Origin of the sequence: Hohaiivirga grylli, assembly GCF_039655745.1 — a bacterium.
GTDB classification, from domain to species: Bacteria; Pseudomonadota; Alphaproteobacteria; order Rhizobiales; family Beijerinckiaceae; genus Hohaiivirga; species Hohaiivirga grylli.
Genome location: NZ_JBBYXI010000003.1, coordinates 401,495 through 424,141, shown reverse-complemented (window position 1 = coordinate 424,141; position 22,647 = coordinate 401,495). Strand labels below are relative to the sequence as shown.

21 protein-coding genes and 1 tRNA gene are annotated in these 22,647 nt (G+C 46.2%); 7 read left to right on the top strand and 15 right to left on the bottom strand.

The window, feature by feature from the left end; genetic code table 11:
• Window positions 1-48: 48 nt before the first annotated feature.
• The 10 genes from WJT86_RS10095 to WJT86_RS10050 all read right to left on the bottom strand — a co-directional run bounded on the left by WJT86_RS10095 (window position 49) and on the right by WJT86_RS10050 (window position 9,529).
• On the bottom strand, window positions 49-450 hold the full coding sequence (locus WJT86_RS10095) for a hypothetical protein (protein WP_346337437.1): 402 nt from the start codon (window positions 448-450) through the stop codon (window positions 49-51).
• Window positions 451-560: 110 nt separating this feature from the next.
• Window positions 561-1,679: a phage capsid family protein gene (locus tag WJT86_RS10090; protein WP_346337436.1), complete on the bottom strand. Its 1,119-nt coding sequence runs from the start codon at window positions 1,677-1,679 to the stop codon at window positions 561-563.
• A 31-nt stretch (window positions 1,680-1,710) separates the two neighbouring features.
• Window positions 1,711-2,571, bottom strand: a complete 861-nt coding sequence (locus tag WJT86_RS10085) for a hypothetical protein (RefSeq protein ID WP_346337435.1) — start codon at window positions 2,569-2,571, stop codon at window positions 1,711-1,713.
• A gap of 72 nt (window positions 2,572-2,643) precedes the next feature.
• Window positions 2,644-4,560, bottom strand: coding sequence for a portal protein (locus tag WJT86_RS10080; RefSeq protein ID WP_346337434.1), 1,917 nt, complete (start codon window positions 4,558-4,560; stop codon window positions 2,644-2,646).
• Between the two features lie 15 nt (window positions 4,561-4,575).
• Window positions 4,576-5,628, bottom strand: coding sequence for a hypothetical protein (locus WJT86_RS10075; RefSeq protein ID WP_346337433.1), 1,053 nt, complete (start codon window positions 5,626-5,628; stop codon window positions 4,576-4,578).
• A gap of 58 nt (window positions 5,629-5,686) precedes the next feature.
• Window positions 5,687-7,129, bottom strand: a complete 1,443-nt coding sequence (locus WJT86_RS10070; RefSeq protein ID WP_346337432.1) for a phage terminase large subunit — start codon at window positions 7,127-7,129, stop codon at window positions 5,687-5,689.
• Window positions 7,116-7,538 (bottom strand): hypothetical protein, encoded by a 423-nt coding sequence (locus WJT86_RS10065; protein WP_346337431.1) that lies wholly within the window; start codon window positions 7,536-7,538, stop codon window positions 7,116-7,118. The genes WJT86_RS10070 and WJT86_RS10065 overlap by 14 nt, the downstream gene beginning before the upstream one ends.
• Window positions 7,539-7,924: 386 nt before the next feature.
• Window positions 7,925-8,491 carry a hypothetical protein gene (locus tag WJT86_RS10060; RefSeq protein WP_346337430.1) on the bottom strand — a complete coding sequence of 189 codons (567 nt, stop codon included), beginning with the start codon at window positions 8,489-8,491 and terminating at the stop codon, window positions 7,925-7,927.
• 40 nt (window positions 8,492-8,531) lie between these two features.
• The gene (locus WJT86_RS10055; RefSeq protein ID WP_346337429.1) at window positions 8,532-9,161 is read right to left on the bottom strand and encodes a hypothetical protein; all 630 of its coding nucleotides are present in this window, start codon (window positions 9,159-9,161) and stop codon (window positions 8,532-8,534) included.
• Window positions 9,162-9,280: 119 nt separating this feature from the next.
• A complete protein-coding gene (locus WJT86_RS10050; RefSeq protein ID WP_346337428.1) occupies window positions 9,281-9,529 on the bottom strand; it encodes a hypothetical protein in 249 nt (82 codons plus the stop codon).
• A 316-nt stretch (window positions 9,530-9,845) separates the two neighbouring features.
• Between WJT86_RS10050 and WJT86_RS10045 the strand changes: the two genes are divergently transcribed.
• Both WJT86_RS10045 and WJT86_RS10040 read left to right on the top strand, forming a co-directional pair.
• Entirely contained in the window at window positions 9,846-10,538 is a 693-nt protein-coding gene (locus WJT86_RS10045) for an XRE family transcriptional regulator (protein ID WP_346337427.1), read from the top strand.
• An 84-nt stretch (window positions 10,539-10,622) separates the two neighbouring features.
• Window positions 10,623-10,865 carry a hypothetical protein gene (locus tag WJT86_RS10040; RefSeq protein WP_346337426.1) on the top strand — a complete coding sequence of 81 codons (243 nt, stop codon included), beginning with the start codon at window positions 10,623-10,625 and terminating at the stop codon, window positions 10,863-10,865.
• Between the two features lie 160 nt (window positions 10,866-11,025).
• On the opposite strand, the gene mntR is transcribed toward WJT86_RS10040, so the two are convergent.
• Window positions 11,026-11,466 carry a manganese-binding transcriptional regulator MntR gene (mntR, locus tag WJT86_RS10035; RefSeq protein WP_346337425.1) on the bottom strand — a complete coding sequence of 147 codons (441 nt, stop codon included), beginning with the start codon at window positions 11,464-11,466 and terminating at the stop codon, window positions 11,026-11,028.
• A gap of 193 nt (window positions 11,467-11,659) precedes the next feature.
• Between mntR and WJT86_RS10030 the strand changes: the two genes are divergently transcribed.
• Together WJT86_RS10030 and WJT86_RS10025 are read left to right on the top strand one after the other, a co-directional pair.
• Window positions 11,660-13,012 (top strand): Nramp family divalent metal transporter, encoded by a 1,353-nt coding sequence (locus tag WJT86_RS10030; protein WP_346337424.1) that lies wholly within the window; start codon window positions 11,660-11,662, stop codon window positions 13,010-13,012.
• Between the two features lie 67 nt (window positions 13,013-13,079).
• Complete coding sequence (locus WJT86_RS10025; protein ID WP_346337423.1) at window positions 13,080-13,856, top strand: hypothetical protein; 777 nt, start codon at window positions 13,080-13,082, stop codon at window positions 13,854-13,856.
• A gap of 56 nt (window positions 13,857-13,912) precedes the next feature.
• On the opposite strand, the gene WJT86_RS10020 is transcribed toward WJT86_RS10025, so the two are convergent.
• From WJT86_RS10020 to WJT86_RS10005, 4 genes are all read right to left on the bottom strand, one after another.
• The gene (locus WJT86_RS10020; protein WP_346337422.1) at window positions 13,913-16,618 is read right to left on the bottom strand and encodes an autotransporter family protein; all 2,706 of its coding nucleotides are present in this window, start codon (window positions 16,616-16,618) and stop codon (window positions 13,913-13,915) included.
• Window positions 16,619-17,406: 788 nt separating this feature from the next.
• Window positions 17,407-17,483: transfer RNA gene (locus WJT86_RS10015), tRNA-Arg, on the bottom strand.
• Between the two features lie 166 nt (window positions 17,484-17,649).
• Complete coding sequence (locus WJT86_RS10010) at window positions 17,650-19,089, bottom strand: sensor histidine kinase (protein ID WP_346337421.1); 1,440 nt, start codon at window positions 19,087-19,089, stop codon at window positions 17,650-17,652.
• Between the two features lie 76 nt (window positions 19,090-19,165).
• Entirely contained in the window at window positions 19,166-19,924 is a 759-nt protein-coding gene (locus tag WJT86_RS10005) for a TVP38/TMEM64 family protein (RefSeq protein WP_346337420.1), read from the bottom strand.
• A 281-nt stretch (window positions 19,925-20,205) separates the two neighbouring features.
• Here WJT86_RS10005 and rpmH point away from each other — a divergent pair, with 281 nt between their 5' ends.
• From rpmH to yidC, 3 genes are all read left to right on the top strand, one after another.
• Window positions 20,206-20,340 (top strand): 50S ribosomal protein L34, encoded by a 135-nt coding sequence (gene rpmH, locus WJT86_RS10000; protein ID WP_346337419.1) that lies wholly within the window; start codon window positions 20,206-20,208, stop codon window positions 20,338-20,340.
• Window positions 20,341-20,359: 19 nt separating this feature from the next.
• Window positions 20,360-20,755, top strand: a complete 396-nt coding sequence (gene rnpA, locus WJT86_RS09995) for a ribonuclease P protein component (protein WP_346337418.1) — start codon at window positions 20,360-20,362, stop codon at window positions 20,753-20,755.
• 65 nt (window positions 20,756-20,820) lie between these two features.
• Window positions 20,821-22,599, top strand: a complete 1,779-nt coding sequence (gene yidC / locus WJT86_RS09990) for a membrane protein insertase YidC (protein ID WP_346337417.1) — start codon at window positions 20,821-20,823, stop codon at window positions 22,597-22,599.
• Window positions 22,600-22,647 lie beyond the last annotated feature (48 nt).

Sequence of the window (22,647 nt, the reverse complement as noted above, 5' to 3'; positions counted from 1 at the left end):
CCTCCAGATAGATTCCAAACTGGGGTTTGGGTTATCAAACCCCGACTTTTACATGTCGCGTGGGGATACACCGTCTACAATGTAAAAAACGGCAAGCTTCAGCACCCCATTCTTCGCTGTAGGTGCAGTCTTGGCTGTCAGCTTCAAAACTGTACTCTTGCGGTATAAATGGAAGCTGTTCTTTGTAAGGCTGGAAGCAGGCACAACCCCATCAGCAAAACGTGCTGGTACCTCTGCATCACCGAGATTGAATGTGCCATCAGTAAAACCTTCAGCAGCAATTCTTGCATCAATGATGCGCGCACCAGCTGGTACTGCAAGCATCGCAACAGACTGGCCAACTGTGAGATTGGTATCAAATGTAAATGTTGAGGTTGCACATTTCAGATCACCACCAAGCCCATGGCCAGCAGCATCCGTAGCACTGACGCCCTGATTTGCATTAATCATATATTTTCCTTGGAATTTTATCAGAGAAAAATGCTCAAAAGGCATTCACTCCAGATTGAGTAGAAATAATCCGGGGCGGCAACATTGCCGCCCCGCCGCACAGATCTGCATTAGGCCAATACATAGCCCGTCAGCATGCCATGGTCGATCTGGGAGGTGCTCTCATCAAGTGGGCCGGTAAATACGGTTTTTTCAATGCCACGAAGTTCACGAACGGCAACACCGTTAATGTGGCCATAATCGCGGGCATCCGTCTTAAAGGTTGCCTCTTTACCAATCGCATAAGCAATGGCCTGTGCACCACACAGGTAATATGGCTCGACATCTTTACCATCGGCCCCAGCACCACGGATAATGCAACGCTCAGTAATTTCCGGAATCTCACGGATAATGATGTTATCAATCATCAGATCATCCGGACGGAAAATCGGGTTGCTGTTACCACGATCCATGGCATAACGCAGATCATCCCGGACCTCAGGATCCTGCTTCAGATTCATGAATGTCTTCGCACCGACAAACATGACATAACATTCAACAATATTGCCCCCTTTACCGCTCATACCATTCCGCTCTTCAACGGTAGATGGACGAATGATGCGGCGGGCTGTGCGGGCCATCATCCGCGCATTCTGAACTGTTGCCTTCGTCAATGCCGTATCAACATTAGCCAGCGCAGTAGAGAAAGTTGGGTTATAATTATCCTGCGTATTACCAAAGAGAACACGATCAGAGTTTGCGGCAGTCCAGGCATTACGAATACTTGCAGAAGCAGGAAGATACCCATTGATGCCCGTAACATCACGGATACCATTCTTTGAGTTCAGGGCATCAATGATATCATTACGTGTAATTTCCGCCATAAAGTTGACGAGGCCTGAACGACCAGAGTTCAGCAGATCAACAACTGTACGAAACTGATCAGAATTGGAAACGGCAACACCTTCACCAACCCAGTCAATACCGACACGGAAGTTATAATTTGCCATCCCCTTCTCATTGCCTTCAATAGGCTGAGAACCACGCTTTGGCTCACCTTTTAGTTTGGCAAGCAGAGGGATGTTAATAGTGTCACCCGTCTCGTTCTTAGATTGCGAACGCAGATGAATAACGCTGTTCTGGTTTTTACCCATAAAATTCTTGAAGCCGGACTGGCGCACATATTCACGATACGCATCACGTGACCAGCGCTTGACTGCAAGCTCAGAATTCAAATCAATTGTTGTCATATATATAAAGCTCCATACAGCCCCTCCGCATCTATTTCAGGATGTCATCAATCGGGTCATCGGAAAGAACAGGCGCCATAACGCTTGCATTTCCGCCCCGTGCGCCAGCAAGAGATGGCGGGGGAGCTGCGAGGTGAGATTTTTGATAGGAAATTGGACCGTTCGATCTTTTGTTCGGACGATCGGATTGTTCAAGCAGCCAGTCATCCGCCAGAACTCCTGTTGGATAACGCTCTAACACACCGTTACGCTGCAACTGTTTGTGGAACTCAACAAGAGCCCCACCAGGATTAGGGTGACAGAGAATATACTTGGCAACCTGGGGGTTGGCTCTGGCCATTTCGTAAGCTGCTTCAAAGTCTTGTCCAAGATGCTCCTTGGCACTTTCGAGGCTGCTTTCAATAAAACCTAAATGCTGCTGAGCCTCCAAAGCTTCTTGCTGTTGCTGCTGTTGTATTCGCTGCATTTCCATGTGTTGCTGGTATGCAACCGGATCCGTTACTGGATCTGGAGGTTTAACACCCTCTTGCTGCACACTGACGAGAATACGTCTGAGTTCCTCAGCTTCTGCGCGGCTGGCCTTGACTTCATTTCTCATTTCCAGAAATGTTGCTAAAGGCACTGTCTTTACCCCTTCAGTATTCTCATCGTCAGCAACCGCTTCAGATAACGTATCTTCAGCTTCAAACTCCTCCATTCCTTCCGGATTATGAGAGGTGTTTTCTTCAAACTGGTTATAACTATCTGATCCCATGTCAGCTGCTGTCATATTCTCTGTCATGTTGACTTTCTCGCGGTCTTGCGTAATGCCCGGTCCCCGGCATCGGGTGCGAATATGGACGAGTATCCGCAACTCGTAGAGCCCGTTATCTGGCGGTCGGCTGCACCGCATAAAAAAAGCCGCTCGTCAGCGGCTTCATTTAATTCTAAGTATTTTCAGCAGGTATTTTCTCTACTCTGATGCTTAGCTCTCGTTAGCTAAAATCGACTGTTCAATCTTGTCATTTTGCGCAGCCTGAAAAGCTTGTAACTGCTGCATCAGTACTGCAACGTCCAGTTCGTCTGGCACATTCTTGAGCATGGTTTTTCTTGCCTCTGCCTGATCTTTCATAGCAGAAGCGCCGTACTTCATTGCATAGGCCTCCTCCTTGGCAATTTCTGCCAGAGCCTTTCGCAAAACCAGCTGCTGCTGTTGCGGATCAGGTTGTCCTTGCACCTGAATGGCCTGCATCAATTGCCGTTTTACCTGCGCCCGTACGGGCGATGAAGCAATCAATGCTGACAACACCTGCGGTGTTGCGCCAAGCCCACTGGCTTTAACGAGAGAGATGAGCTCCTTAAACATCTCATCCTGCAAGTTGGCAGAGGCCACAACACGATCAACGATCAGATCAACATCCATCTTCGCAATGCGGTTGCGCATGATCGGTAACCCTGTCTGTGGGTTAATCAGGGGTGTCCCAATGGCATCAACAACAGGTTCGTTGATCTGAATAAACTTGGGCGAACCAATGTCATCCGTTACGCGAACCCACATAGGTGCCTGCCAGAATTGGCGGGCCCTCGCCCATATCTGACGATAAATACGTAAAATCCAGTCATTATAGCCAGAAAACAACGTCGCAAGCGTCTGTAATCCGGCCTGCTGCTGAGCGAGAATAGCGCGACCAGACTGGTGCTCACTTCCGCGCCCCATAAGAGCGTTATTGGCCCCCTGTTTATCAATGAAGCGGCGTGCATCATTGAGAAGCTCAGCCTGCCCGGCAAACTCGGTAGATGTTGGAATAATACCAATATCCTTACCCCACTCTGCCGTACGGGCCAGGACAATATCACCATCAGGCTTGTTCAGCTCACGGCGCAAAGTCTGCGGGTCGTTCGCCGCAATAGAACCTTCTTTGCGATAAGTCTGGCGCGTATTGAGCAGATGTAACATTTTTGAGCGACGATGATTAATCTCATCCTGAGCCGAGAGCATTGAACGCACAACACCGTAACGCTCATTATCACGGTTGACATAAGCTGATGCCAGTTCAATCGGGCACGTCGGCTCACCATCGGCATTACGATAAGGCGATTCCTGCGATGAGATAACACCTGCACCCGTAAAGATCGAATGCATCCAGATGCCAGCTTCAATATGATAAAGCTCAACGATCAGAACACGGTTGCGTTTTCTATCAGACCAGACACTACCAATTGGCCTGTCTGAATAGCTCTCACCACCATCTTCGGCAAGGCCACTGTCATCCAATGCACCCTCTACCGCCTCTCGTGATGCCTCACCATACATGGCAATAACATCTTCAGAGTTCATCCAGATGGCTGAACCCAGATAACGTGCATCAGAGAAATCCGTCTCGCGGGAAAATGGGTCATAAACCAGTGTTTCCCAACGCAGTTTGCGAATTTTAATATCAAATGAGCCAAGCTTGTTCGGCACAACCTCAACAATTGCGCCGCCTGTACCTGCAATCAGCATATCCCGCAAAACATCAATTCGATGCTTCGCAAAACGTTCGCCGTCACAGACATATCGCAACGTATCTGTCGCAACTTCAGCTGCCTGCTCACTATTTGGCGTTCTGGCCCAAGCCTTCGGACTAGTATCAGATTGCTCCTCAACGCCACAAATGCTTTCAATCTTGTCTTTGATGACATTCATCGTCACCGGTGGCTGCCGGCGCCGTGCAAGCTCTTTCAGCTCCGCATCAGTCCATTGAATGTCATGATAATAATCAATATCCCTCTGAGCTTCCCGACGCGCAATCTCCGTTGAGTTACGGCATTCATTAAACAGGGATTTCAATATAGACAGGCGCGTCTCGCCCTCAAACGTCCCGACAGCATCATCGAGAATAGTATCAACTGTAGATGTCATTAATTTTCGCTTCAGTTAGTTTATTCTTTTGAGATAACGCTGAATTGCATTATTTTTTATCTGGTGTGCATCTTCTTTGCTGATGAGACCAGAGCGATATAAACCTTCAGCCTCATCATATTCAAAAAGCTCAGGATCATTAATATGCTTCATATCACGACGAGGCTTATCCAAGCGTCGTTCAATACGTTCTGGCGTTAATTCATATTCTTCAGGTTCTATTGAAGCTTCAAATTCTGCACCTGTGCCAACGCCATCGGAGGCTTTAACCCTACCACCGATTGCAACCTTGTTTCTGTCGTTTAATCCTACGTGCCCTCCCAGAGCGCCTCCTGACCCACCTGAAAGAATTAGTGCTCCGTCTAGGCCAATTGAAAAATCACTATTACCATCTGGGAAAAAGAAATCAGTTACAGCATGCGGTACTTTTATTTTGGTTCTCATTGGAATTTTGGAGTCTACGGTCGCACCAAAGCTCACATCTCCTCGAGCACCAACAGGGAAACCATTATAGGTCACAAACCCGCCATTAACTTCAGCCCCAATATCTCCCAAATTATTCTCTACCCCACCCTCAGACGAGCTATTCTCGGTCTTATGTGAGTATAAATTAGTCTTACTCGTTCCTACCTTCAGCTTTGCAGGAGCGTGTACACTATGAAATTTGATAATATTTCCATTGCCAACATCTATTTCCTTAGTATCTGGCTTAATACCAAAAGCAAAGCTTGGTGGCTCAACCTCAGTATTTCCAAATCTGCGCTTCTCTCCGAGTACCCATTCCCCTCCATAACCATTTGGAAAGGCTTTATAATTAATTAAATTACTATCTTCAGGTTCATCAACAACCTCTTTATTCACTTTAGGGTAAGCGATCTTTGAGTAGTCAAGTTCTCCAAGGTCCGTAATCTCATCAGCCTTAGTCGGCATAGCTCCCGGCATATTTCGCATCAATGCATAACGACTGACGGCCTCCTGTTGAGCTGCTAAAGCCTGACGTTCAGCCTCCGATAAAATATTAGTTCCTGTTGTATTTCCCTGCGCAGGTTGAAGACGACCACCCGCCATCAGGTAGTCCATAAATTGACGTCTATACATTAATCGATCTCTAAATTATTTGGTTATCTCAAAGCCGCCACGAGCTACCATCACCACTAATCCAGCGGTCGATATCAGGCGGTTGCGGAACGTTTAGATGCTGATCATTCTTACTCCGTACCCATGGGCGGGACGTGCACGCATAGCGCGCTTCATCCGCAATATGGTCTTCAGCCTCGGTATCGAGGTCCTCCGGCTTCAGCGGATCATGCTGGAGTACAGGAACGGTCCTGATAAAATCCCGACAGTTTGAAAATACAAACATCATCGGGTGCCCATCGGCATTTCCGCGAAGACGGGCACGGATCAAGTCCCACCCACCCAGTATTCCATTGCGTGAAATACGTGTTTTATTGCCTGTTGGCTGCCAATCAACGCCATTTTCAGCCATGGTTTCAGCAATGGTTGGCCCGCCTGTATTGGCAAAACAGGCATCATCGAGAACGCCATAAGCAACGCTCTCTCCGGCCTCCAGCTGCGCAATCTGGCGCGCAACTTCAGCAGCAGATAACTTCAGCCCGGTATTGGGCTTATTCTTTTGGCAGCCATACCATTCCCGATAACGAACGATGGCGCCGCGGGGCAGGAAACGGCCATTCATCACCGTATCCTCTCCCACAACACACCACCAGCCAATCGAGAATGGCTTGGCTGTTCCCCAGTCACCGGAGCGAAAACGCAACCAGTGCTCGGGAATGGAAAACGGTTGCAGGATATGTTGTTCACTATCCCAGCAATCAAAAAAGGCGCCTTCAACAGCGCCCCAATCTCCTTGCAACCATGCTTTTACTAACTCTTCCGAACCCACCATATGCAATCGGTCCACATAACCGGGGTCCGCATTCATCAAGATACGGTTATCCGTAATACGGGATGGAATAACTGCCATTCGATGGATAGCCCCATTCGCCAGCTTACGCTCAATCACCTGAGGTTTTTCAGGAAACGGCACAAGCTGGTATCGATTGGCAATCCAGTGTTGACCCGGCCCGCCAGGGTTACCGGTCAGGATCATCTGAACAGGCACACCGTTGGCAGATCGTAACAAACCAAAAAGCCGATCAATCGCGGCCGGATCAGGGTACTGCCCCACCTCTTCAACCCAGACATCAGAAAGATTACGTCCCTGATATTCCTGCGCATCTCCTGCGCTATCAAGATAGGAAAACCCTATCTTGCCACCATTCGGCATTGTCCAGATTTTACGGCTTTCATTAAACACACCACCAAGTGGCTTGAATATCTGTCGTGATCGACTGATGGCATCTTCAGATGAAACGGTTGTTCTGCGGAACATAACAGCATTGAAATCAGCTCCATAAAGCCTTTCTTTCAGTGCCCACTTCCCCAAGACACCATCTGTCTTACCGCCACCGCGTGCCCCACCAAAGAAAATTTCCGGATAAGGACAATCGACAAGAGCCTTTTGCGGCCCACTCTGCGGACGCCAGATATAGCTATTCTGTGGCATATTTCTGAGCCCATTCTTCATCATTTAATGGCTTATCGGTTATCGTCCGATTGGTATTCTTGCTTTCAACCCGTTCCTTCACAAAGCCATTTAGCTTTGCGATGTCCATATAGGCCCCACGAGCAACATTCTTAGCCGTTGCCGCTTCTGAAGCTTCGCATTCTCTGGCAATGCGAAGTAAGCCTTCTGTCAGCATTGCAATTGTTACAGAATTGTTCTGCGTAACACCGGAACTGATTTCGTGAATGCGCTCCAAAATACTTTGATCATTTTGTAGATCAGATAGTCGTTTTTCTGCTGCAGTTCCCTTCTCCTTGTAACCGGCAAGGCGAAATGCTTCTTCAGCCCCCCAGTCCATTGCAAGCGCCTGAGCAAATCGCTCATGACGCTGGTTCTTCAGTTTTGCCATCGTCACACCTAGGGCTGGCACACCGTTGAGAAACAATATCCAGTTTGCGTCTGGTCATCCGGCCTCATAAAAGCCTTTCCATTTCTCAATAAAATTAAGCCGCACCCTTTAATAACTTCATGAAATAAGGAAACAAAAAAGGCCACGAACCAAGACTGGTTCATGACCTGTAATAAAATATCACCGTAATAAAAAACTCGCCGTCAGTTTCGGCGGGTGATTTGCTATCCATTTTTGGTAGCATAGTCTTTATACCCCATACCACCTGACATGTCAATCACTATTTGTTCTTTTTTTGATCTTTTTTTGTTCTTATTAAATATCAATGATTTACAGAAAAGGCCCAGTAATCTGGGCCCTTTTTTTATTCGAAACAACTCAGAATTTCAGGATAGTGGCATTTGCTCCTGTCGAGTACAAAAACGTTCCAAGCTTCCACGCGTTCCCCAGTAATCCGCCAGATAATCCAAGGCATCACGCACTCGTCGAGCAACATATAGCTGCGGTTCACGTCCGCCTATATCCTGAGCTTCATCTTCTATTTTACGGCCCTGGCATATGATTCTGACCAATAGTTTAAAATCAAACTGCCCAAGAAAAGCGGCAATCTTTCTAAGCTCCAGACCAGCATCAGCTGCATGTTCCGAAAAATGCCCACCGGTTGCAGAAGTATCAACACGTTCATGATCATAACGAATTGTGCTGATCTGCCCTACACCTGTCTGATACCAGATATTTTGCAATCTTTGCCCTGCAATGAACTGTGCATCATCAATACGTTTGCGAGCCTTCCAATGTAGAAGAACATCATGCTTGGTATTGATCCTTGCCTTATGTTTTACGCCCTGCTCATAAGGGTCATCGACCAGCATATTGACAGCATTAAAGCAACCATCCCGGCCATAGCCTAATTTTTCCGAAGTATTTTTTACTTTTCGGATCATTGTATTCATGCGTATCCCCTTGCTTCCAGAGCTGGGAATACGCAGAAGCCTATCCCCACAGCTCTTCTTTAAGCCATTCTACAGCTGGAATGATTTCAGCTGCCAATTCATTATCTTTAAGCGTACACTGCTGGGCATATCGTCTTGCTCCCAGAATGATCTGGTTTGCATCACGCCCAATACGAAGCTTACTCATGAAGACAGACAGAACCGCTTTCTGTTCATCGGCACTCATTTGTCTTGGATATGCCGCCACAAAACGGCTGAATTCTTCTTCATAATCTTGGCCGACATGCAAAGCGACGACAGCGTCAATGCCAATCGGAGGTGGCATTGAAATATTTCGCAGGCCAATAATCCTGAAAGCATCAAACTGTAATAACTTCTCAATAGATTTCTGCCGCGGAGATCTTGCATCAAGCTCAATTGCAACAGTTCCACCACGGTATACAGCCAAGACATCCAGACGACCCGTACGTCTTTGCTGTAATTTTGAGACCTGCTCTTCAGTACAAACTGAAAAACCTGCCCGCTCAAGTTCTGACACAACCGCTTTCTGTAGTAACCCTGCCTTATCAGGCAGCCCATACAATCTTTCCAAAGTTGTAACAGCATGCATACCTGCCTTCTGCGCAGACTTAGAAGAACGATGTAAAATTTTTTTACTTATGTTTTTCATTGCAAGACTCTTCTTGATTGAAGAATGCAATCTATTGAAATTAGGTTTATTTTCCAGCAATGAATAATAATAATTAAATTATATTGTTTATTTAGAATTTTTTGCTTAGAAAAAAAATCCTAAATAAAAATATATTCTTCCATTACGTAACCTTTAAATGGATCTTGCACCTTCCTACTTAACAAATCATAGGCAGAACGCCCTTTTGGTGGATCTCCACAAATGAGAGCTGTAACATCCACTCCTTTACCCTTTTTTCTTTCAAACACAAGATCACCTAAAGAAGGAAGTTTCATTGGCTTCTCTCCAAAAACCCTATCAGCCAGCAGACAATTCGTTCTTGTTTTGTTCTTTGTTGATTTTTCCATATGACATTCCATGAGATTCTCCTTTACGGTCAGAAACTAGGCAGCACTTGAAACATCGCGGTTTGGTAGGAATATCCTGACGAATTCTCACTGAATATGTGTAAGAAATTCCACTTTCACATTCGACACACCGGTACAGGTTCTTATCAAAAACCCGACCACCATAAATACCGCGATGTAACATATCATCAGTTACGTATTGAAACCGGCGTGCACCGGAAGAATTTTGAGTTGCTGTATCCATGATTATTATGTTAGGTTAAACTTAATTTTAAGTCAAGTGCAAACTTAACTTAATTTTCTTAAGGTATCCAACATGAGCACACTTGGACAAAGAATTAGACAGGCCCGTAAGGCTAAAAACCTAACTCAGGCAGATGTCGCCCAATACTTCGGCATCAAACCTGGATCCGTCTCCCTTTGGGAAAGCGATGACACCAAACCAGAACTATCAAAACTGGAACCATTGGCCCGTCTTTTGGGCGTAACGGTATCCACATTGCTAGGCGATGGATCCCTTCCCACTTATGGTATGGCACCTGATGCACATAAGAAAAATAACATACCCACCCCATCAGAATTCAGTGAACCATTCGACATTCCCCCAATTCCTAGAAAAAGAATCCCCGTTTACGGTCTCGCTGTTGGCGGAGAAGATGGACGCTTTGAAATGAATGGACAATTGATTGATACTGTATTTTGCCCACCCGGCTATGAAAACGCTCCTAATCTTTACGCAGTATACGTTGTTGGAGAATCAATGGAGCCTGTATTTTCCCCCGGACAAACAGTATGGGTCCACCCTAATCGCGCCCCAAGACGTGGTGATGACATTATTATTCAGGTCCACTCAACCTCTGAGGAAGAGCCTCCATATGGCTTTATAAAGCGCTACGTTTCCAGCACGCCGTCGAAAGTGATTGTTGAGCAGTTCAACCCACCTAAAGAAATTGAATTCCAGAAAGAAAACATCCTCTCAATCCATAAAATCATAATGGTTCAAAAATAAAATGTTATGCAACACCTAATATTTGAATTGACTTTTTACTAAGTCATGCTAATATGCTTCATATAAAATAATAGGCATATTTAAGTGACAATTGAGAGATTTTTCTTTAGCGATCTCTGTATTCTTCCCACAATTGCCAGTGCACTGGAAGGTTATGCACTCATCCGGGGCGGCGATGACTGGACAGTTGAAGAGATTTACCTCCGTAACATTGGAGGTACCTTAAAACCTGCACATGACATGCGCCTTTTCAGTCTCGTTGAGGAAGCTTTGGAAAGAGATTTTAGCAAGGATATTATTGGTCAATGCGGCTCTTCTATAGAATAGCTCACAGCATCAACCTCTCATACAGCTGAATTGGAGTTTCAGGCATGACGGCGGCCAAAAATAGCAGATAGAATACTTTGCGATCAGCAACCTTTACGCTTAAGACTACACGGATATAATCGTACAGGCAGGGATATTACCAATAAGCCCCTCCCCCAGATTAGCGGTCTGATTTCTTCAAGAACGCTTCAAAAGCAGCAAGCGTTTTATCTGATACATGATGTTCGATGCCTTCTGCATCCAACTCGGCTGCATCTGCAGGAACGCCAATAGCCACAAGAACATCAAGGACAAGACGATGTCGTACCCGCATCCGCTCTGCCATTTCAAGGCCACTAGGCGTTAGAAATACACCACGATAGGGCTTGGATGTTGCCAAGCCTTCTCGCTTCAAACGCGCAACTGCTTTTGCTGCAGTTGGATGTGCAACACCCATAAGTTTGGCAATATCCGTTAAACGTGCCTCCCCGTGCTCTCTGATCAGATCATCAATCATCTCGGTATAATCTTCCAGAAGCACCTGGGACTGGGCCGTTCTTGCACAGTCAAAACGCTGGTTAGGCTCTATAGCCTTTCCCTCACTGTTTTTACTCCGTGCCATCCAGCCTCTCCTACTATTTATAAACTTTAACTCCAGTCTCAGTAACAAATTAAAGCCATGCCTTCAAATCATAAACTCTTTTTCAAATTCTTTGATATTTGGCTTTATGATAAACAATATTGACAAAAATGTAGCCTAGGCTACATTTATAAGGTGATATTAACCGAACCTAATTGGATTCAGGCTTTTAGTTATGCCCAATGATACTGCAAATTCATCGCTAGCAGGCAATCTGGCAGATACCGGTGAAATTGTATCCGATCTGTCCCTTTCGAACCGCACGCGTCTACATGTTACCCAGGCACTTTCTGGAAGCCGTCGCGGACCTCGTTCAGCGTTACTATTTGCAGGCCCTGCAGTTATTGCCTCAATTGCTTATATGGACCCGGGTAACTATGCCACCAATATACAGGCTGGTGCAGGTTATGGCTTTACACTTCTTTGGGTTGTCGTGGTTGCAAACCTGATTGCCATGTTATTTCAGGCACTTTCTGCAAAACTTGGCATTGTAACCGGCCATAATCTTGCAGAAATGTGTCGCGATAATTTCCCCAAACCTGCGGTCTGGGTCATGTGGTTTGTCAGTGAAATTGCAGCAATGGCCACAGATCTAGCCGAGTTTCTTGGAGGGGCTATAGGTCTGGCTCTCCTGTTTGACATGCCACTAATGTACGGCATGCTGGTCACGGCAATTGTAACCTATGGTATTTTGCTATTTGAGCGCCGCGGATTTCGTCCAATGGAATTAATCATTGGTGGCCTCGTCTCCGTGATTGGCCTTTGCTATCTGCTTGAAGTCTTTATAACCCCCATTGAATGGCCAGCAGCCTTTCAGGGTATGATTACTCCCAAAATTCCAGATTCTGCAGCTCTGACAATTGCAGTAGGCATTATTGGTGCCACAGTTATGCCCCATGCGATTTACCTGCATTCAGGCCTTACTCAGAACCGTATTGAAATTACCAGTGACCAGCAACGCCGAAAACTTGTTCGTTATTCAAACATAGAGGTCGTTCTTGCCCTTGCCGTTGCCGGTATGGTCAATATGGCAATGGTTATGATGGCAGCAGGTGCCTTTCATGGAAGCCATTCACATATAGCAGAAATTGAAACCGCTTATCATTCTCTAACGCCCCTTCTTGGTGGAGCAGCAGCTGCTGCTTTTCTGATCTCCCTTATTGCCTCAGGCGTATCAAGCTCTGTTGTCGGCACCATGGCAGGTCAGATGATCATGCAAGGCTTTGTGAACTTCCATATCCCGGTATGGTTACGCCGCTTGATTACCATGGTTCCAGCCTTCATCGTTGTTGCGATGGGCGTCAACACAACTAAAGCCCTGATTATTAGTCAGGTAATTTTGAGTATGTCCCTCCCCGTTCCCATGCTTGCGCTGGTCTATTTTACCAACAGAAAGGCAACGATGGGGGCCTTTGCCAACGGGCCTGTAATCCGTTTTCTTTCTATATTCGGAGCCGCTGTCATTCTCTTCCTGAATGTTATTCTAATTCTTGAAACCTTTGGAGCTCCAATACCTTATTTAGGTTGAAGTAGTAATAAGAACATACCTTTGATAGTATGCTTTTGAATTCTGAAATTTGCATTATGGAAACGAAATGAAATTATCTGTCAGTTACAATTTCTTCAATGGAGAGGAGCACTTAGAGAAAAGCATCCTCTCAATCCGAAATGTCGTTGACCATATTAGTATTGTGTTTCAGAAAGTATCTAACTCCGGTGAAACAGTTTCTTCTTCTGCCCTTGATGCCCTGGAGCGCATAAGAAAACAAAAGCTTGTTGATGTAATTTACGAATACGAGCCAAACTTACAGCTTCGCAGGCCAGAGAATGAAATACAAAAGCGAAAAATCGGACTTAAACTTGCTCGAAGAGCCAGAAGTTCCCATTTCTTTACAATGGATGCAGACGAATTCTATCGGGAAAAAGAACTTTCAAATGCCAAGGATGTTATTTTAAAAAATAAAATAACATCATCAAGTGTTGGCAGTTTCTTCCATCTGAAGCGCCCAATCTGGCGTTCAAAAGATACAACTAACTGCGCGTTCATTTCAAAAGTTGGATGGCTGACAAAGATAGCAGATTTACCCTATCCTGTTGAAATGATTGATCCCACAAGAAAAATCCATGTTTGGCCATTACGTCATCATCACTTTGATGAAACGGATGTCGCAATGTACCATATGAATTTTGTTCGACAGGATATCAGCAATAAACTCAGAAACTCATCAACAACTGATCAGGCCTTTTTAGATAAGGTTGGAGACAGTATTCAAAATTGGACTGAGGGAACACCATTTATATTCCCGAATAAGGGTACTTTTGAACTACAAAACGTTCCGAATGAGTTTGATACGTTTGATCCAAATAAGTAAAAAAAAAGCCGGCCCTTTCAGGCCGGCTTATTGATGCGACACAGGAAATTACAAACTTACCAAGTGTATTTCACCCCAAGCAGGCCACCTACATCACTGTAGCCGTTGCCACCAAACTTGGTTGAAACCTCACCCCAGGCTTCCCAGCCATTGGCAAACTCACCCTGAATACCCAGTTTGATCTCAGCACTGTTGCGAGGAAGATCAGAACGGACAAAGTCGCTGTTCATCAGCAAAGCACCACTTTGCTCACGATACCACCAGTTGGCTTCCATGTAAGGACGGAGCTTCTTGTTGCCATCATAGGTATAAACACCGGAGAAACGGCCACCGACACGTGTCACAAAGCCATCATCTTTCTTAGACTTGACCAGCGTTGCCCCACCTGTCTCGAAATGGCTGTCTGCTGAGTAATTAACATAGGCAACCTGCACCTGTGGCTGGAAGAGAACCTGCCAGCTTTCAGAGCGCATAAGTTCAAAACCATAACCAGCTTCAAGCGATACGGTAAATGTACGGCTGTCATACTTTTCTTTGTTCAGGCCATAACCATGAACACTATTGTCATACCAGCCATATTGCGCCCAGCCATCGACATAAAGGCCCGTGCCATTCTGTTCGTTCTGGTGCCAGGTGCCATAAACACCAACACTGTAACCATCAACTTCGCCCTTGGCCTTGTAAAGCGCACGGCGGTTTGATTTTATATCGCTTGAGGTATTGCCATAACCGACCATCAGACCGCCATGGAATGTACCATTACTGCCTTCATAGTTCAGCAGACTGATACCAGCCTGAACAACAATCGTATCGGACTGGATATTCAGTGTCTTACCTGCAGCCGAGTAATCACTACGGCCACCAATAACACGAGCCCAGCCATAACCGCCATTCTGCTTACCATTCAGACTGCGGCCAAAACCTTCACGATCATGATATGACATCATGAACATCGAACGGGCAGCATTCTGGTTAGCCAGATAGGCGCCAGCCTCAGGACGGACAATCGAAACTTGAGGTCCCGGTATTGTTACGCCCGGTCCTTCTGATGATGATCCACCACCTTCAGATCCGCCCCCTCCAGAGCCTCCACCAGTCGGCGGCAGAACTCCACCCGTTGCCTCAGTGGACAGATACCAGTCATCTGCAACACCACCACTACCGGAGCGGATCAGGCGATAATCATAAGCACCAACTGCCAGACTCTGTGTGGTTGAACGATATCCCGGTGATGACGGATCAAGCGTAAAGGCATCAGCCGCTGTTGTTGCGCCATTGATAGTCTCAACGACACGGATACCCGTTGTTGTTACAGCACCTGTCCCGCCACTGTTGACGATCATCAGGTTGGTTGTACCTGTCGTTGTACCACCATCAAGAATCAGGCGATCCGTCGCTGAACTATCATTTCCCAGAGCCGTATTCATGACAACCCGGCCACCATTTGAGGTCAGACCACCTGTCACAGTCAGCGTATGCCCGGGAGCACCATTCGCCAGAATAACGGTACCACTGTTATCCAGCATACCAATCGTATTATCAAAACTATTGAAATCGAGCGTTGCTCCAGCAGCAACAATAGCATCAGACAGGCCAAAAGCACTGGTTGAACCTGCCTTCAGCGTTGTACCGCTGCTGACGCTTGTTGTGCCAGTATAGGTATTTGTACCCGACAGTGTCGTCACACCAGCTTCATTCTTAACAGTGCCGACACCGGAAATATCCGTCGAGAAGTCATAAGTGCTACTAACATCGGTATGGTTGAAATTAAGAATCGCCTGACCACTTCCCATTTCAACGGCAGCAGCCTGAAGTTTACCGGGAGCAGTTGCCGCCTCTCCGGAAGCAGACCCTATATTCAGAATACCTGTCGTGCTTGAAAGCTCACCTAAGAAGACCTTGCCACCAACAGTCACCAGACCACCATTATTGATGGTAAGCTCCCCTGTGGCCGCCCCAAACGATGCACCACCGGCAATATAGCCAATATTGAGATAGTTACTTATGCTGAGTGCAGAGTTTTCACCACTGACGATGACTGTACCATTGCCACCATTACCGTTGGAGACATAGCCCGTCGTAGCTGAGACTTTTGCACCATCGGTTATTTTCAGTGTTCCAGTTCCTCTCCCGGCAACATACAGAAAATTATTAATAGTCCATGTGGTACCCGGACCTGTTATCTCCGCAATACCTGTGCTTCCAGTCTGACTTGCGACAACCCCTGTCGTACTGGTTACGGTTGCTCCATCCGAAACAAGGAACTCACCACTGCCGTTATACCCAACCACAATATCATTGGTGATTCCCCAGCGACTTCCAGAACCGCTCACAATAACAGTTCCGTTGGATCCAGCCTCTTGTCCGATATGACCAAAATTACTTGCTGTTACAACGGCTCCATCAAGTATTTCCAGACGGCCAGTTCCATAATAGCCGATATAACTGAGACCCGTAATTGTCCATTGAGAACCGGCACCACTCAACGTGACAGTACCACTGGAGCCTGCATTGTAGCCCATGGTTCCTGCACCGCTGGTAACCTTACCACCATTCAGTACTTCAAGATTACCAACACCACTATAACCGATGCGCAGGGAGCCAGAAACATTCCATACAGGTGAGGTCGGAACAGCTGAATTAAGATCACCGCTTCCAGAAACTGATTGGGCTTCGACAAGCCCATATCCACCACTGACAAGAAGACCTGCAATAGCTGTCGAGCAAAGAAGTGCCTTTACGGCATGCTTTGAAAAATACATCTTAAATCCCCACTTAACGCTATATTTGTCTTATTATCGCGTTCATGAACAAATAATATTGGCTATCACATTAATTTAATACGAACATAAATGTCAATCATCAATAAGGATTAAGCGTAAAAATAATAATTTTTCATTACAAACCAATATTGATATATAATATTTATTATAGAATATACATATGAATCAAAACAGAAACAGATCAGAACTGAAGAGTAAACGCTTAAGCCTTTTGTGAGAAATTTCACAAATACAGAAACTAAGATATACCAATATTTATTAGACTGCCCTCAAAAAATAATATTTATATTCTTTAACAATAGCCTATGCTCATACATCAGTCACTTTCATATAAATGCGATCATATCTGAAAGCACATAGCCAAAGAGTGGCAGCATCAATCCCTCCATCTGCCCACATCCAAAACTTTTCATCAGATCATAAGTATCCGTAAGCTCAACCCATGAACATTTATAATCTGGGCACTCTTGTACCCATTTCTCATTTGCACTGCCCGTCATCATTAAGATAACAAGCACCAGCACAAGTAGCTTTTAATGTTAAGCAAGGCAGAATTTGCCCATATAATTTATGAAATGTTGTTAAATTTTTATAATCAAGGAGCCAATATCGGTATCAAATTCCCTTATTTTTTTAATTTTCAAACGGTAATCTCCAGTACTGAAATAGTTCTTAAACAATTTAAAATACTAAACATGCCCATAACAAAGCCATTGCATTCAAAAAAAAAGCAAAAGCATAAACAATTAAATTTTCAATGAAATAAATGGCGCGCCCGAAAGGATTCGAACCTCTGACCCCCAGATTCGTAGTCTGGTGCTCTATCCAGCTGAGCTACGGGCGCGCATGGCGTATTTCCTCGTCGGAGGAAAAGCTGATGCGGTGGAGTAATACCTTGTGAGCGGCTTGGCAAGCCCCCTTTTGTGAAAAAGTGCATTTTCCGCGAAAACATTTTGGATTTTTTCAAAATCCCCTCAGTTTCTCGAGAGAAGCCATCAACGGTTAGTGGTTTAAACCTTGAGAAAATCTGCCCGAAAAGGAATGGTAATCGTAAAGCTTGCACCCTGCTCCACCTCATTGAGCACTATGCTCCCACCATGAAGCTCTATAATTTCTGCGGCAATTGCCAATCCTAGGCCTGAACCCGCATTCTTTGCTTGCCCGGCCTTACTGCTTTGAAATGGCTTAAAGAGGTTTTTGCGAATTATCTCAGGCACGCCTACTCCGTTATCTTCAATCGTTATTGAAGTGGCCTGTGCCGCCTTTGCGGCCATAATTTTAATTTCCTTCTGGGAAACATTCGCTTCTGAAAGCGCCTGAAAGCTGTTGCGCATGATATTGGCAATGACGCGCGTAAGTTGCTCACGGTCTGCATCAACGACAATATCCTTGGCAACATCTATTGAAATACGAATCTCTTTACCAGTTGGGAAGCCTGCCAACTCTTCACTATCATTAAGAATATCGAGGACGGGAAAGACCTCTCGCTTTGGCTCTTCTTCCTGAACGCGCCCAAATGCCAATGTCGCTTCACAAAAGGCAATAGCTCGATCAAGCACACTCACGAGCCGGGGAACAGTTCTCTGAACAAGATCATCCGGAACATTCTCTAATCGATCAGCCAACAACTGGGCTGTTGTAAAAATATTGCGCAGCTCATGGTTGATTTTACTGACAGCAAGACCAAGCTCTGCCAGATGACGCTTTTTACGCAGCTCTTCTGCAAGGCTACGCTCCATCTTCTCAAGCGCATCCTCAGCAAGGCCTATTTCATCTCCCCTACCGCTTATCTTTATGATGCGGGTCGTATCTTCTGGTGATTGAGCAAAATGTGTGATGCTACGAGACAGCCGTAAAACAGGAGCAACAATTATCCATTGAAGCGCCCAGTAAAGCAGCCCGGCTGTCACAAGCGATGTAAAGATTGAATAGCCCAGAAATATTTTTGAAAAGGCAATAAGTTCTCTTTGTAATGGGCGCCGCTCAATGATGATTTCAACGGAGCTCATCCCCGGCGCATTACCAATAATCCGGGAGCTGCCTGATTTACCCCCCCATAAATCATCAAGGGCGCCATATAACATCTCATTCCAGGAACTATCACGCAGATCAACAACCTTACTGATATGAGGATTGATTGTGCCTTCAGCTAACAGATTGCGGACCCCATTACGCTCAAAAGCAAGATACTTAACGCCAACGCCGTGAAGCACTTCCATCTCATTCTCAGGAGATAGCTGCTTACCACTGGAAACATCCATAACCAGGGCAGCAATATGGGCAGCTGATATGCGATCATTCAGAAGTGCCCTGCGATAATAGGATAATGCAGGAATATAAATCAGGATTTCAGCAATCGTCGCGAAGAGAATGGTCAGTATCAGCAGTCGCCCCGACAACCCCAAATTTGGCTTTCTAATCCATCCCTTCAGGATTTCAGGCAAAGGCATCTACTGTTTTCCCTGCTTGTGACATCTTCTTTACGAATAACGACAAGAGATAAGGCCGTATATGTTAGCTGACACATTACCTTTTATAATCATCTACAACCTGATTGCCAGCGTAGGATTTAATGAGGATCGGCACTAAGGCAAGGGCAGCAAGCGATAGCGACAGAAGAAGTGTTTTAGGCGTCCATAATTGCGACGTAGAAAATGCCTCATCACAGAACTGGCTTGCAGATAACAGGCATTGCTCAAAAAATGATACATTATCTTTAGCAATATCTCTCAGGCTGTTTCCCGTGAATGCGGCAATAAAGGCACCCGGTGCTATACCAATCATAGTTGCAGCAACGAATATCATCGGCCTGATTCTGAAGAATGCTGCAGCAATATTGACGACAAAGAAGGGTACAACCGGCTGAAACCGGAGAAAAAGCATATATAGGAACGCGTTTTCTTTGATACTCTCATTCAGGCCATGGAATTTTCTGTTCAGGTAATCCTGACCAATTTCTATCAACCCATATCGCGCAACACAGAAGAATATGAAACTTCCAAGAGTCTTTGCAAAAACTGCAATAGCCCCACCGATGATTCCCCCAAAGAGAAACCCGCCAATCAGCGTCAGAGGCAAAGCAAGGGGCAAGGAAAGCACAACCGCCAACACATAAAGGCTTATAAAAATAAACAGCAGAGGCAGATTTACTTCATGTGTTGCGCTCGCTTCAGACAGCAAAATCAGACCGAAGCGTTTAAAATCTATCCACCCCATCAAACCTGAAACAAGGATTGAACAGCCTAACAGAATAAGCAAAATAAAAGGCAGAAGACGTTTTCTCAATAATATCCCCCAGGGCCTGACGGTTATAAAAAATCGAATTTAGATAAGCCCTATATGACAGCATCATCATATTTAGCCCTTTGTATATGGAAAATACCTATAACTTAAAAAGAGCGCCAGGGTTAGAAAGTTGTTATCAAACACATTGACTTTCCGTAGGCTGTCAGCCATAAGGCTTCCTACAACGGCGCTCCTTGCGGGGCGCTGCGCTTTTTTTGTTTAGGACAGGCGGTTTTACCGCCGCGGTGCAATATGCATCGATCCGCCCCGGAGATGAGACCGTGAAAAGAACTTATCAACCAAGCAAGCTCGTCCGCAAGCGTCGTCACGGCTACCGTGCACGTATGGCGACACGTGGTGGCCGTAAGGTTATTGCAGCCCGTCGCGCTCGTGGCCGCAAGCGTTTGTCAGCCTGAGGTTTCGAGGGCTAACCCGTTGAGCGCAGAAAATATGTGTGCCATCGGGCGAATAAAGAAACGACCGGACTTTGTTGCGGCGGCCTCTGGCCGCCGCTTCCATACCGAGAGGATGAGTGTTCAAGGGCGCCTTCGTTCTCCCAATGAGCATACCGAAAACCCGGGCCTCCGCTTTGGTCTGACCGTAACTAAAAAGGTTGGGCATGCAACAGAGCGCAATCGCATTAAGCGCCGCCTGCGTAACGCCGTCGCACAAGCAGTGTCAGGCCATGAAAATATTGCGATTGATATGGTGATTATTGGCCGGCGGACTATCCTTTCAGCAGAATATAACGTACTCGTAAGCGATATCGCGAGCGCCTTGAGGGTGGTATCAAAGCCCAAAAGCGTAAACCATCAACGCAGGGATCCCTGACATCAACGTCACACGGTGTTCCTGGAAATCAGGTGAACCGGCGAAATACCGCCTGGAAGAGAATAATGAGTCAAGAGAATCGTAACCTATTTCTCACTATCATCATTTCCATAGCCATTCTTTTTGGCTGGAACTATGTTTTCCCGACCCCAGAGGCTCCCCCTGCTCCTCCTCAGCAGCAGACTCAGGTTACGCAGCAAAACACTGCAACACCTCAGGCACAGGCCACCAAGGTATTGGAAACACGTGATACCGTTCTGGATCAGTCCCCGCGCGTCAAAATTGATACCCCATCCATTGAAGGATCTATCTCCCTCAAAGGTGGTCGTATTGACGATGTGAAGCTCAAAAATTACCGCGAAACAGTTGATCCAAGCAGCCCGATCATCACTTTGATGACACCAAAGGGCGCAGCAAATGCTTATCAGGCAGAATTCAACTGGCTCGGCACAGATGCATCTCAGCTTCCAAACAGTGATACTCTCTGGACAACCAGCAGCACTGCATTGACCCCAACACAGCCGCTTGTTCTGACATGGGACAACGGTAAGGGCCTTGTATTTACGCGCACCATTTCCGTAGACGATAAAGCCCTGTTTACAGTTGCAGACAGCGTCAAGAACAATTCAGAAGCTGCCATTGACCTGACACCATACGGCATTATTGCGCGCTACGGTAAGCCACAGGTTGCTGGTTATGCCGTTCTCCACGAAGGCATGATCGGTATTCTCGGTGACAATGGCCTGCAGGAATATACCTATGACGCCGTTGCGAAAGAAGCCGCCGGGGCCAACTATGATCACGGTAAGGAATGGGCCAATCTTAAAGGTGGCTATGTCGGTTTCTCAGACAAATACTGGGCAACAGCGCTGATCCCAGATCAGAGCCAGACCTATCGTGGCTCTTTCACGCAGCGCGCAGACCCAACTGTTGGCAATGTCTATCAGGCGGCTGTTGTGGGTACGACCCGCTCACTCGCAGCAGGTGCAACAACAGAAAACACGCAGCATTTCTTCGCTGGAGCCAAAGAGGCCTCTGTTCTTGATGCTTATCAGACACAGCTGAAGGTAGATCGTTTTGACCGTTTGATTGACTGGGGCTGGTTCTTCTTCATCACTCGGCCACTCTTCAAGGTCATTGATTTTCTTTACAAGTTTGTTGGCAACTTTGGTGTTTCCATCCTTGTCATCACTCTGCTGATCAAGCTCATCTTCCTGCCACTGGCGAACAAGTCTTATGCCTCAATGGCAAAGATGAAAGCCGTACAGCCGGAAATGACAGCCATCCGTGAACGCTATGCTGATGACAAAACCAAGCAGCAGCAGGCATTGATGGAGCTGTACAAGAAAGAGAAAATCAATCCGGTTTCCGGCTGCTGGCCGATGCTGGTTCAGATTCCGGTCTTCTTCGCTCTGTACAAGGTTCTGTTTGTCTCGATCGAAATGCGCCATGCGCCATTCATCGGCTGGATCAAAGATCTTGCAGCACCCGATCCAACAACAATCTTCAACCTGTTTGGCCTCATTCCGTTTGATCCAAGCACCTTCCCTGTCATCGGTTCCTTCCTGATGCTTGGTGCATGGCCGGTCATTATGGGTCTCACAATGTGGATTCAAATGAAGATGAACCCACAGGCAGCAGACCCAACCCAGCAGATGATCTTTGCATGGATGCCACTGATCTTCACATTCATGCTGGCTCACTTCCCTGCTGGTCTGGTTATCTACTGGGCATGGAACAACACCCTGTCCGTCATTCAGCAGTACTTCATCATGAAGCGTCATGGTGTAAAAGTTGAGCTGTGGGATAACCTTAAAAATGTTTTCAAACGTAAGGCTGCCTAATCAGCTAGGTTAAAAGAAAATGGAACAAGGGCCGGGTTTTCATATCCG

Coding starts and splice junctions, on each gene's coding strand:
- WJT86_RS10080 (WP_346337434.1), bottom strand. CDS start 4,560: ATGACATCTACAGTTGATACTATTCTCGATGATGCTGTCGGGACGTTT.
- WJT86_RS10025 (WP_346337423.1), top strand. CDS start 13,080: ATGAAATTATCTGTCAGTTACAATTTCTTCAATGGAGAGGAGCACTTA.
- WJT86_RS10075 (WP_346337433.1), bottom strand. CDS start 5,628: ATGGCGGGTGGTCGTCTTCAACCTGCGCAGGGAAATACAACAGGAACT.
- WJT86_RS10085 (WP_346337435.1), bottom strand. CDS start 2,571: ATGCGGTGCAGCCGACCGCCAGATAACGGGCTCTACGAGTTGCGGATA.
- WJT86_RS10010 (WP_346337421.1), bottom strand. CDS start 19,089: ATGCCTTTGCCTGAAATCCTGAAGGGATGGATTAGAAAGCCAAATTTG.
- WJT86_RS10090 (WP_346337436.1), bottom strand. CDS start 1,679: ATGACAACAATTGATTTGAATTCTGAGCTTGCAGTCAAGCGCTGGTCA.
- WJT86_RS10045 (WP_346337427.1), top strand. CDS start 9,846: ATGAGCACACTTGGACAAAGAATTAGACAGGCCCGTAAGGCTAAAAAC.
- WJT86_RS10095 (WP_346337437.1), bottom strand. CDS start 450: ATGATTAATGCAAATCAGGGCGTCAGTGCTACGGATGCTGCTGGCCAT.
- WJT86_RS10050 (WP_346337428.1), bottom strand. CDS start 9,529: ATGGAAAAATCAACAAAGAACAAAACAAGAACGAATTGTCTGCTGGCT.
- WJT86_RS10030 (WP_346337424.1), top strand. CDS start 11,660: ATGCCCAATGATACTGCAAATTCATCGCTAGCAGGCAATCTGGCAGAT.
- mntR (WP_346337425.1), bottom strand. CDS start 11,466: ATGGCACGGAGTAAAAACAGTGAGGGAAAGGCTATAGAGCCTAACCAG.
- yidC (WP_346337417.1), top strand. CDS start 20,821: ATGAGTCAAGAGAATCGTAACCTATTTCTCACTATCATCATTTCCATA.
- WJT86_RS10020 (WP_346337422.1), bottom strand. CDS start 16,618: ATGTATTTTTCAAAGCATGCCGTAAAGGCACTTCTTTGCTCGACAGCT.
- WJT86_RS10055 (WP_346337429.1), bottom strand. CDS start 9,161: ATGAAAAACATAAGTAAAAAAATTTTACATCGTTCTTCTAAGTCTGCG.
- WJT86_RS10065 (WP_346337431.1), bottom strand. CDS start 7,538: ATGGCAAAACTGAAGAACCAGCGTCATGAGCGATTTGCTCAGGCGCTT.
- WJT86_RS10060 (WP_346337430.1), bottom strand. CDS start 8,491: ATGAATACAATGATCCGAAAAGTAAAAAATACTTCGGAAAAATTAGGC.
- WJT86_RS10070 (WP_346337432.1), bottom strand. CDS start 7,129: ATGCCACAGAATAGCTATATCTGGCGTCCGCAGAGTGGGCCGCAAAAG.